This is a genomic window from Paraburkholderia sp. EG286B, assembly GCF_040965655.1.
Classification (GTDB): domain Bacteria; phylum Pseudomonadota; class Gammaproteobacteria; order Burkholderiales; family Burkholderiaceae; genus Paraburkholderia.
The window spans coordinates 1-11,534 of sequence record NZ_JBFRCF010000064.1 but is presented as its reverse complement, the minus strand read 5'-3'; the positions used below and the strand labels follow the sequence as shown (position 1 = coordinate 11,534).

At 55.3% G+C, this 11,534-nt stretch carries 9 protein-coding genes; 7 read left to right on the top strand and 2 right to left on the bottom strand.

Going from position 1 to position 11,534, the window contains the following annotated elements; all coding sequences use genetic code 11:
- Window positions 1-186 precede the first annotated feature (186 nt).
- On the bottom strand, window positions 187-1,290 hold the full coding sequence (locus AB4Y42_RS42925; RefSeq protein WP_368697748.1) for an MFS transporter: 1,104 nt from the start codon (window positions 1,288-1,290) through the stop codon (window positions 187-189).
- A gap of 530 nt (window positions 1,291-1,820) precedes the next feature.
- Complete coding sequence (locus tag AB4Y42_RS42920; protein WP_368697747.1) at window positions 1,821-2,951, bottom strand: IS110 family transposase; 1,131 nt, start codon at window positions 2,949-2,951, stop codon at window positions 1,821-1,823.
- A 392-nt stretch (window positions 2,952-3,343) separates the two neighbouring features.
- Between AB4Y42_RS42920 and AB4Y42_RS42915 the strand changes: the two genes are divergently transcribed.
- From AB4Y42_RS42915 to AB4Y42_RS42885, 7 genes are all read left to right on the top strand, one after another.
- Complete coding sequence (locus AB4Y42_RS42915) at window positions 3,344-4,426, top strand: LacI family DNA-binding transcriptional regulator (protein ID WP_368697746.1); 1,083 nt, start codon at window positions 3,344-3,346, stop codon at window positions 4,424-4,426.
- A 257-nt stretch (window positions 4,427-4,683) separates the two neighbouring features.
- Window positions 4,684-5,850 (top strand): FAD-binding protein, encoded by a 1,167-nt coding sequence (locus tag AB4Y42_RS42910; protein WP_368697745.1) that lies wholly within the window; start codon window positions 4,684-4,686, stop codon window positions 5,848-5,850.
- Complete coding sequence (locus tag AB4Y42_RS42905) at window positions 5,847-7,022, top strand: site-specific integrase (RefSeq protein ID WP_368697744.1); 1,176 nt, start codon at window positions 5,847-5,849, stop codon at window positions 7,020-7,022. Before AB4Y42_RS42910 ends, AB4Y42_RS42905 begins: the two co-directional genes overlap by 4 nt.
- A gap of 783 nt (window positions 7,023-7,805) precedes the next feature.
- Window positions 7,806-9,398 carry a glutamine amidotransferase class-II gene (locus tag AB4Y42_RS42900; RefSeq protein ID WP_368697743.1) on the top strand — a complete coding sequence of 531 codons (1,593 nt, stop codon included), beginning with the start codon at window positions 7,806-7,808 and terminating at the stop codon, window positions 9,396-9,398.
- 35 nt (window positions 9,399-9,433) lie between these two features.
- Window positions 9,434-10,105 (top strand): HAD family hydrolase, encoded by a 672-nt coding sequence (locus tag AB4Y42_RS42895; RefSeq protein WP_368697742.1) that lies wholly within the window; start codon window positions 9,434-9,436, stop codon window positions 10,103-10,105.
- A gap of 25 nt (window positions 10,106-10,130) precedes the next feature.
- Window positions 10,131-11,039: an NAD(P)-dependent oxidoreductase gene (locus tag AB4Y42_RS42890; RefSeq protein WP_368697741.1), complete on the top strand. Its 909-nt coding sequence runs from the start codon at window positions 10,131-10,133 to the stop codon at window positions 11,037-11,039.
- Between the two features lie 51 nt (window positions 11,040-11,090).
- Entirely contained in the window at window positions 11,091-11,414 is a 324-nt protein-coding gene (locus AB4Y42_RS42885) for a hypothetical protein (RefSeq protein WP_368697740.1), read from the top strand.
- Window positions 11,415-11,534 lie beyond the last annotated feature (120 nt).

Genomic DNA, 11,534 nt, shown 5'->3' with positions numbered 1-11,534 from the left:
CAACGCCACGTTCCTGATTCCATTACCACATTGCGCATCCTGCTTGGACTGCGGCTCATGCGACGATGGAACTCCTCCTGCACGGCAATAGATCACGCAACTAATTATGTGACACAGTAAGATTAGATCAGTGCAATTTCATTGGTTCACTGGACTAGTGGGACTTCACAGCCCGTCCAGCATGGATCAGTCCGCGGCGTAGGTCATCCCGCGGCGCTTGGCGCTCCAGTACACCACCACGCTCAGCGCAGTGACGATCGAACCGTAGACAGGAAACATCCACGCGGCATGATGGTGCTGAAGCCAGACGAGCAGGTATGCCGAAGGCCCGCCGAAGATCGACACACCCAGCGCGTATCCCACTGACACACCGGTCGTGCGCACGCTTTTCGGCATGAGGGTCGTCGCCACATAGTTATAGAGGCTCATGTTGAACCCGACGATGGCGCCGCCGCCAATCATGATGAGCGCGAACAGCGCGACATTCGGTTTGGTGTAGAGCAGCGTGACGAAGAACGCAGGGATGAGCAGCAGCCGGAGGATCGTGAACGCACGCGAGAGCCTGATCCTGTCGGCGAGCGCCCCAATGAGCGGTCCCGAAATGATCCAGACGATCCCCATCGCTGTCGTGATGCCGAAGACGGCCGTGCTGTTCTCGTTGAAGACGGCGTTTGCCATGTTCGGCAACCCCGTGTTCCACGCGTAGTTCGCAATCTGGATGGACCCAATTACGAGCACGACTGCCAGCAGGGAAAGCCGCACCTTCCAGAGCGTTTTCCATACCCCGCCCGTAGTCTGCTGGACCTGCTCAAGTTCGTCCCGCCGATGAAGGGCCGACCTGATGAGCGTCTCCGGTACGGCACTGCGCAACCAGATGACAGCGAGCCCGAGGACCCCGCCAACAGCAAAGGGAATACGCCACGCCCAATCCATTAGCTCCGCGCGGGTCACGGATGCGCTGACCAGAAAAGCGACCAGTGTGGAACCGAAAATCCCGGCCTGAATAAATGTGCCGCTAACGAGCCCGAGATATCGGCCCTGCCGTCCCGGCGGAGCGAGTTCGATGGCAATCGCATTCGCCACGCCCGCCTCCGCGCCGGTTGCCAGCCCCTGGATCACACGGATCGCAAACAGAATGAATGCGGCCCAGGTGCCAATGCGTTCATAGGTCGGAAGTATTGCGATCAGCAACGACGAGAGTGCCATGGCCGAGACTGAAATCATCATGACCCTCTTGTGACTGATCCGGTCGGCGATCGGTCCGAGAATGGCGGCACCAACGGGGCGCAAGGAATCCCGCACCGTACACGGCAAGCGCCGCAAGCAGCGAGCTGACCGGATCGGTGGAGGGAAAGAAATGTGGCGAGAGGAACGCCACCATGACCCCGTACACGTTCCAGTCGTACCATTCGAGCAGTACGCCTCCCCCAAGACCACACGTCACGCGTCTGCCCGACGCTGCCGGCGCGCCAGCAAAACCTCCCGACCTTGTGCCACCGAGTCCTGCTTCCATATCTGTCTCCTGAACACCGCGTTGATATGACTCCCGGTGTCAATCTGGATCGGTTTTCATGATCTGCTCCGTGGTTCGCGCAATTTCCTGAGGGCGGCGTAGCTGTAAATCTCGACGGTGGATCACGCTGATATTCGCGGGTTGGTTGCCGCATTACAGAGGTCCGTCTCATGAGCCTGCCGCTTCCTTACTACGCAAGTCGACTGACGCCGTTGCCAAACGCGGTCGCGGATTACTCGAATACCGGGCTGCGCCGCCTTCAGGAAACTTCGCATTTCCACTGCTGGTCGATTTTTAGAAGCTCCGGTTATGCGGCTTGTACGTTGTGAGGCAGAGCGAGTGACATCCCCAGTCGCCCGACATCCCAGATGAAGCCAGCCAACTCGCGTGCGATAGCAATGATGGCGACGTGTGCAGTCTTGCCTCGGCTTACGAGCTTGCGAAATCGCCTGCACAGCCTCAGTTGCGCGTCCCATGCACGATCGATTATCGGTTTGGGTAGACCTTCATGCCGGCGCTGAATGTCGATGCTTACGCGGGCGGGATGCCGGTAGCTCCAGGCGGATTCCACCAGTAGCTTACGTGCGTAGCTGTTGCCGGTCTTCGTAATGCTGCCTTGCCGTCGTTTCCCACCTGATGAATGTTCTGAAGGCGTCACGCCAATCCACGCCATCAACTGCCGCGGATGTTCGAAGCGCGCAAGGTCGCCCAGCTCCGAAACCAGTCCGATCGCCGACGTAAAGTTGATTCCGCGCATGGCCTGCAGGGCAAGTACGACTGGATAAAACCGCCAGTTAGTTACCGCTTCGCGCAATGCCAGTTCCAGCCGCTCGCATTGCGCGAGCCGGTCTTCAATCGTGCGCCGATGTTCGTTGAACGCCAGTTGCTGCCAGGCGCTGTCGAATGAGAACGTACTTAACCAGCGTCGGTGTGTCGGTCCCCAGTTGGGACGGCCGAGATAATGGACGCCGTGGGCAAGCAGAAACGATTTGAGCCTGCAGCGTGCTGCCTTCAGGTCTTCTCGAGCCGCCGACCAGGCGCGGGCCAGGTCGCGGAACGCTTCGTCTTCAACTGTTGGTACATGTACCGCCGGCAAGTCGCCGGCTCGCAAGGAGCGCACCAGCTTGATTGCGTCACGGCGGTCCGTCTTGACACGATCACCCGGCTTGCGCGGGATGAGCGATGGTGCGCAGACCATGCAGTCGAAGCCTTTGTCGACCAGCCTTCGATACAGGCCGTATCCGCATGTGCCCGCTTCATAGACAAAGCAGATGTGCCGTGCCTTTTGCTGCAGTCGCTTGCAGAGCCGGTCGACATCAATCTGCATTGCGCCCACCTTGCCGAACAGTTCGACGGTGCCCATGCCGATCGCATAGGCGACCGTGATCGAGTCCTTGTGGACATCAAGCCCCACATACAACGTGCTATCGTCTTCCATGCTGGCCTCCGCGGCGGAATACACCGTTGAGTGGCGGTTCCGTCGCCACTCAATGCGGCTCTGGCAGCCATGCTAACCCGCGCAAACTTCCCCATGGCGGCCAGCCTTGCCGAATGGGAGTCATACTGACTTAATTTGATCGACCGTCTGTTGACGGTCTTCGGCGTGGACGCATCGCCAGGCAACTCACCTGTCGAACATGCCCCGTCAAGGAAGCCCTTTTTTGGTTTGTTGAAAGCGCTTTCATGTATGCTGTTCCAGCAGAGGAAAACTGTCAAGATTTTCTGTTGACAGGGTAAACGGCCGCACCCCTCGCCGGCGTCGGTTTTCAGGACTGACGGGCGGGGAATCGCGGTCTCGACGTTCAACAACAGCGCCCCAGCAGCGACAATATGGCAAACATCGCGAACCTGATCGCCGACTCTTCCGGCAACGGCAAGGCAAGAATCGCAGACGTGGCGCGCCTCGCAGATGTGTCGCCAGCAACGGTCTCCCGGGTCCTCAACCACCCCGACAAGGTGCGCGAAGTGCTCCGCCAGAAAGTGCAGCAGGCCATATCAGCCTTGGCGTATGCACCTGACAACGCTGCAAGATCGCTGATATCCCGTCGTACCCGCACCATGGCGGTCGTCGTGCCAACGCTTGCCACCAGCATCTTTGCAGCGGGCATCGAGGCGCTGCAAAGCCGCCTGTCCGAGTTGAACTACACGCTGCTGATCGCTGCTTCGCAATACGATCCGCAGCGCGAGCTTCACGAGGTGCGAACGCTGATCGATCGCGGGGTGGATGGCATGATCCTGGTGGGGAATTCGCATCTACCAGAAACCTGCGAAACGATCGTGCGCAGTGGCACGCCCGTTCTGACAACCTACGTCTGCGAGTCACAGCAGGGCGTACCTGCCATCGGCATCGACAATGAGAGCGCCACTTATGACATGGCGCGCTATCTTCTGCGGCTTGGGCACCGGGAATTTGGCGTCGTTGCCAACACGCAGCTCGCCAGCGACCGCACGAAAGCCCGAATTGCCGGCGTGAGTCGTGCCTTGCGCGAGGCAGGTCACGCACTGGAAACGTCCCGCGTCGTGAACTGCGCCCACTCCATCTCGCAGGGACGCGAGGGCCTGCGCGAACTACTCCTCGCGGCGCCAGTAATCACAGCCGTAATCTGCACGACCGACACGCTGGCGGTCGGCGCTCTTGCAGAAGCGCGAACCATGGGCCTGCGTGTGCCCCATGACATCTCGGTCACCGGATTCGACGACAACATCGAACTCGCCGCGCAACTTGAGCCCCCGCTGACTACGATTGCAACACCCGCCACGGAAGTTGGTCGGTCCGCGGCGGATTACCTCGTCAGTGCAGTTGAGGGGGTGCCGATACCGCTGAATACGGCGCTGCCTTACCGCCTGGTCGCACGCAGTTCGACCGCCAGGCCGCGAACAAGGACGCTACCACGCGCCCGTGGCCCGAAATGACCGACGGCAAGACGCTCAGCGTTAACACCCATCTCCCGGCTTCACCGCATTGCACTACAATGATATTCGAAAGCGCTTTCATTTTTATGAGCAGCTTTACATCGAACAGCAGGCCGCGGGCCTCGTCAAGATCCGCATAACAGAGGAAACCTAATGACCCAACCATCACGCGCCATTTCCACTGATGTATTGATCGTCGGCGGCGGGGGCGCAGCCCTTCGCGCAGCGCTCGAAGCCCCCAAGCCAGTGGCGCATCAGTGCTCGTCGCCATCAAGGGAGAATTCCGGAAGTCCGGCGCAACGTTCCATAGCGTTGCCGAGGTGGGTGCATTCAACGTGCCGGACGACGCCGGAAAGGTCGGCGATGGCCCTGATGTATTCGTCGAGGACATCCTGAATGCCGCACAGGACATGGCGGACCCGCGGCTTGCCCGAATCCTCGCGCAGGAGGCCGGGGACGCGATGCAGTATCTGGAGAAGTACGGCGTCACGTTCGAGAAAAGCGGGAACGGCTACCTCGTCTTCCAGGCATGTTTTTCATCCAGACCCCGCTCCCATGTGATCCCCGAACACTTCAAGCCGATCGTCAAGGCGCTAGGTCAGGAGGCCAGCCGGCGGCAGATCGGTGTGCTGGACCGCACCATGATCGTCGATCTTATTGTGCGCGACGGTCAATGTGTCGGTGTCATCGCGCTCGGCGCCGATGGCGTTCCGCTCATCATCCGCTCGAAGTCGACCATCCTGACCACCGGCGGAGCCAGCCAGATCTTCGCGAAGAATCTTTACCCCTCCCACATCACGGGCGACGGATACGCCATGGCTTACCCTGCCGGCGCACGGCTTGCCAACCTTGAGTTCATGCAGGCAGGTGTCAGCACACTCACGCCGTTCGTCAACCTGTTCGGCAACTATCTGTGGGATGCACAGCCCAGACTGACCGACCGCAATGGCAAGCCGTTCCTCGCCGATTACCTTCCCGCCGGACTATCGCCCGAGGCTGTCATCGCGCAGAAGGCAAAGCACTTCCCGTTTAGCGCGAGTGACATCTCCCGTTACATTGAAATCGCCATCCAGCAGGCGATCAACGACGGCAGAGGGTCCGACGAAGGCGGTGTTTATATGGATTTCATTGACTGCGACTTCGAGACCCTCTTTGCAGACAAAACCCGCAGCATCACGAACTATGTCGGTAATTCCGACCTCGGAATTACCGGCATAATTCCGCGCGGCGAATTATTCCGAGTACCTCTCACAGATGGCCGGACGGTATGGCGAATCTCGCGCCTGGTGGGCATGCGACTCGGCATAATCCTGTGGTCTCCTATAGCTGGCGAGTTTGCCGGTTACAAGGAGACAGACAGGCCATGTCAGAGCGGAACGGTGTTGGCGAAGCATGGGCGACATGTTCATGTGCGGGCCCGTTGAGCATCCATATTGAGGGATTCGCAACGTTCCTTGGAAGTCAGGGCTATGCCCTGTCAACGGTAAAGACCAAGCTGCAACTTCTCGTTGCTCTCAGTGGTTGGCTTCAGCGTCGCAAGATGCAAGTCACCGACCTCGATGAGGAACGGCTTGGGCTGTTTCTCGCACGCCACCGCCGACGTGGCACCCGGCGCGGCGATGAGCGCACCGGATGGCAACTGCTCCTATATCTGTGCGGGCTCGGTTGTATACCGAAGCCACCTGAGACGGTCGATGAAACCGCATTGGGACAGGTTGAGCGTGACTTCGCACAATTCCTCTATTCAGAGCGCGGGCTCAAGCCCGCTACCGTGCGGAATTACCGGCGCACGGTACGACGCTTTCTGGTGCACCGGTTCGGGCGACAGGAGCCACGCCTTGACGAACTACGTTTGCACGATATCCACCGGTTCATTCTTGAACGAGCTAGCCATTTTCGACGAAGCTATGCCAAGTTAATGGTCACGGCGTTGCGTAGTTTTTTGCGCTTTCTGCATCAGCGCGGCGCAATCACATTGGATCTTGCCGCTGCGGTGCCAGCCGTAGCGAACTGGCGGTTGTCTCACCTACCCATGTCGCTCACGAGCGATCAGGTCGAACGCCTGCTCACCTGCTGTGACCGCAGCACCCTGACAGGCCAGCGCGACTTCGCGATCCTGCTGTTTCTGTCCCGGCTCGGTTTGCGCGCCGGCGAAGTGGTTGCGATGACCCTGGATGATTTCGACTGGCAGGCTGGCGAGTTCGTTGTACACGGCAAAGGCGACCGCCAAGAACGATTGCCGTTGCCGCAGGATGTCGGCTCGGCACTGGTTCACTATCTCCGTTGCGTTCGCCCTCCCTGTCGGACGCGGCGCGTGTTCGTCCGCATCAGGGCCCCGCGATGCGGATTCTCCGGATCCGCCGCCATTTGCGATGTAGTGCGCCGGGCGCTCGCGCGCGCCGGTCTCGATCCGGCATTCAAAGGAGCCCATCTGCTGCGCCACTCCCTCGCCACAAACATGTTGCGTAAGGGTGCTTCTCTGGACGAGATTGGTCAGATATTGCGCCATGTCCAAACCGATACCACGCAGATTTATGCAAAGGTGGACATCCGGGCACTGCGAGGTATCGCGCAACCTTGGCCGGGAGGCATGTAATGAGCACGTTACGAACCTCCCTCAGTGAGTATCTCGGCGTGCGCCGCGCCCTGGGAGTCAAGCATCACGGATACAGCATGTACGACGACCTTCGGTCGCTTTCCTTCTTGGCACACCGACAACTATTCTGACGCCGTGGATAGTAGCCAGTCCTCTACTTACACCCCTGTCTGAATTCCCGGCGCCACCAATCGGTAGCGCAACAAATTGGCGGAATTGTCTGGTTTGTATGTTGAGGCTACGTAAGCGTTGCCTCCCTTTGCACTGCAGCAGAGCAGTTCCTCATGCTTCTCCGGCGGTATTGGTGGAGGTCGCATTTCCGGGATTACAGAGAACGGCAGGCGTTAACGCCCCTTTGACTCGTGTTGTTCGAGCTTCTAAGCCAGCAAATGGCGGGCTTGTCCGGTTTGAATGTACGCCTAGGCTGACCCTGAGGGGCGCGGATCTGACCGGAAAAGAGCGTTGGAATGAGACTTGCAAACAACGGGTCGCTGCCGCCCGCACCGCTGAGGCTTCCGCAGTAACGGGTTCGTGCCATGCACGATCTTTTGAGACGAAAATTTGTAAGGCATTACCTCAACAGCTTGACCACCGGAATGGAGCGAACGGTACAGCGAGCAGCAAACGGCCAGCGAGGCAATCGAGCCTATTTGACAAGGTTTGTTGCGCATCGCATCACATGCTGCAGTTTAAAGGCAACACTGAACAAGCGTCTTGAAGCGGTCAGTCATCGTTTTACACAACTCGCCAGTACTTCTAAATGAACCTAGGAGAAAACAAAATATGGCAGGAATTGCAGCAGCATTTAAACTACCAGACAGTGTTTCAGATGAAACGGTACTTAGCCGTCTGGGGAAGATGGCGGCAAAGCTGGCAAATAGGGGGCAATGCGGCGCCGACCTATTAGTGTTTATGGAAAAAACAGGCACAACGCGATATCGCTCAAATTGCCTCCCATCAAAATATATTCCTATAGAACAAAGCGAATATTCCATAACAATCAGCCACCCTGCTTCTGTAGGCTTGGCGCACATTCATAGTCATACCCCAGTAAAAAGTGATCCGTCTAACGTGCAACCACGATCAAACAGTGAATTCAATCACAATGAGAAGAACACATTTATCTCTATTTCACTAAATGGCGCTTTGGCTAACGGTCATGACTTGAAAGATGAACTACAAAAACACGGCATCTTACCACGCGGAAATGACGATGCCGAGATTTTCATGCGATTTGTCGAATTAATTTGCAGAAGAGACTACTGGAAATTTGGTGAGCCCATCAACTATAAAAAAGTTTTTCGAGAAATTGATCTTCGAATCGATGGGGCTGTCAGTGCTCTGCTTTTGGATGGGCATGGCAACCTCGTTGCATATAGGAATCAAGGGGGGATACGCCCATTGGATTTCATGACGACGACGGACAAGTTTATATTGTTTGCATCAGAAAATGGGGCCTTCATTGACTTTGACGGTGAATACGAGGAAGTCTTGCCGAGTCACATAAAGGTAATCGACGCGCAAACCGGACTTTTGACGGATCATTTTGTCGGTGACGAAAAACATCCCGCTACCCTATGCGCATTCGAGTCAATATATATTGGAAACCTTGAGACAAAAAACAAAAATCAATGCCATGAGTCAACGCGCTACAAAATTGGTTCTGAGCTGAGCGAGCTGGTGCCTCAAAAGATCGGGTACGGCCCTCATAGGGAGAAGATTATTATTTCATCGATGCCAGATACCGGTAGACCATATGCTGACGGACTTTTTTCACAGCTATCCAAGAAAGATCCAGAAAATTATGAAAGGGCGGAAGTCGTCAGGTTAAATTTATCCCAGCGCACACTGATCAGTGATGCTCATCAACGCAAGTCACTCATTAACCAGAAATATCAAGTTATTGATGTTCGCGTGTCAGGAAGAATGATTGTCATCGTGGACGAAGCCCTCATTCGCGCCGATACCAGCAAAGATGTAACCCAAAAACTCATCGACGCAGGCGCAAGCGGCGTCCATTGGATGATTGGCTCACCGCCGATTATCGCACCTAACTACTATGGCGTTGGGATACAGCACATGGAGGAGTTGGCTTTTTGGAAAATATGGCGTAGGTTGCCTGATCACATAAGACAATGTGGCCTGTCGTTGCAGAACATGGACCCCAGCATGATTCGCATTATCGAGCAGGAAATTGCCCTATTCATCAAAGCAGACAGCGTCACCTATTTGCCGCTGCGGTCATTGATTGCAGTTTTGCCTGGTGCTGATGATTGTAACGATCTTTCGCCGTTTACGTTGCGTATGCCAACGCAGAGCGGGCTGAGGATGGCGGCGCGAAATTTTCACAAAATAGTGGTTGAAAAGACAGTTTGACATTTTTAATTTAAAAGCACCTTTGTGGATCAAAAATGAAATCAACACTTGTTCTCGATTGGAATGGCACGTTACTCGATGACACGGAACTTATACTGCAGACGATCAATTCAATTATTTTTCGGTTCAACAAGCCGTCTCTCGATCTTGCCACCTTCCAGGAAAAGTGTGAATTCCCATTTTCTGTCCTCTATCGAAATTTGGGGTTGACCGAAAATGAAATTGCCATCGCTCAAAACGATGGCAACGCACTTTTTCACGATTACTATGAATCCCGTGTTGGATCAGTTTTGCCAAGAGATGGAGTGAGTGAGATGCTCAAGTTGGCGAAGAAAAATTCCATGAGGGTAATTGTATTAAGTAATCACATTTGCGGCCCCATTAAGATTGCGTTGCGACGACTGGGCATCCAGAATTACATCACTGACGTCCTGGCCTACGATAATCGTGCTACTCAGTACGGGGACGTGACTAAAGGTGAAAAATTGGCCATCTACATTAAAAAAATGGGTATCGATCCAAGTCTGACATTTATTGTGGGTGATACACCAGAAGAATGCAGCATTTCACGAACTCTGCATCTCAAGAGCGTTGCCATTACCGGCGGCGCGGTTTCCGATGCGCGGCTGCGTGATGCCCAACCGGATTACCTCATTCGCTCCCACTTCGAATTGGAGGGTATTTTCGAAAAAAATGGAATCTTATAAATTCGACGTCTGAAAGGAAAGTGTGATGCATATGAACGAGTCGAGATTAATACGAAGTACCGAACCCAATGTGGATGGTAAAGATATCGCCCTGATCGGAGTCGGTCGGATTGGCACGGGGATCGGGATAAACCTGATACGTCATGGTGCACGACTGCATGTTATGGCAAACAAAAATAGAAATGGTGTGGATTGTTTGCTCAAGTTGGGCGCTAGCGAGTGTATGTCTGTTGCAGAAATGGCGAAGATAGGTATTGTCGTCCTCTCTTTGCCTTCGAGTACTGAGGTCGAGTCGATTTGCCAACCACCCAATGGGCTATTTGCATATTTGTTGCCAGGCAGCGTCATTATTGACTGTTCAACCTCCAAGCCCTCATCAACTCATGCTCTTGCAAAAGATGCGGCACGAAGCGGCATCCATTTCGTTGATTCGCCTGTAACGCGAAGTCCTGAACAGGCCCTTCAAGGAAAACTCAATGCACTTGTCGGCGCAGATCTACATATCTATCCAACAGTATCTGGTGTCGTGGCCTCGTTTTGCGAGGGGATAATTCACGCGGGCGGCGTGGGGGCCGGTCATAAACTCAAGCTCATCTATAATGGGATGACGATGGGCATTGCTGCTGTCGTCGCTGAGACCTGTCAGCTGGCGAAAAAATCAGATATTGATCTGAGACTCCTCCGTGATATTGTTAGTCAGGGGTCAACTAACAGTGGCATTTTTCAGAAGTTTGTGACCTTCCTTCTAAGCGAAGATAGAGACGTCCTTTCAGTTTCAATTACCAATGCTTCCAAGGATATTGGGTACACGTTGGAATTGGCGGAGCAAGAAGAAATTGTGTTGCCAACGCTTAACATGGCATTACAGAAACTTCAAACCGCAGTATCGCTTGGTGACGGTCTTCTAACATTACCTCATATTGCGCGCTCCTGAGATTCTCAGCACTATTTTCTTGCTAGGCAGCGAGGTGACTCGCAGCTAACAGTGCTGCGCAAAGCGTGGGATATTCTCTGGGTCGCTTGCAGTGCCTTGCAGGTCACGATTGGCACGATTGAATCGGCCGTGTTCTCTGGCGGAAATCGTGATGAGCTCTGCCATTGCAATCTCGACAGCCGCTGGACACGGAGAAGGATCATTGTCAACGCCCGCGGCTGGCTACGCTATCTTGGCTGTCTTCATCAGCCGGCACAGCAGATCGCGTTCCAGTCGCAACTGGATGAATACTGCAGATGGGCGAGCCACGAGCGCGGCCTGAGCGAAGCAACAATTAGGCTTTACTTTCGCCACATCAAGCGGTTTCTACATTAGCGCAGTAATCGGCGCGCCCGCCGCAGATCGCACCGAAGAAACACGTTGTGACGTCGCCTGTGGCAAGCTACTCCGCGGCGCAGGCGGAAGACCGATCGTCCAATGGTGCAGATCTGCCCG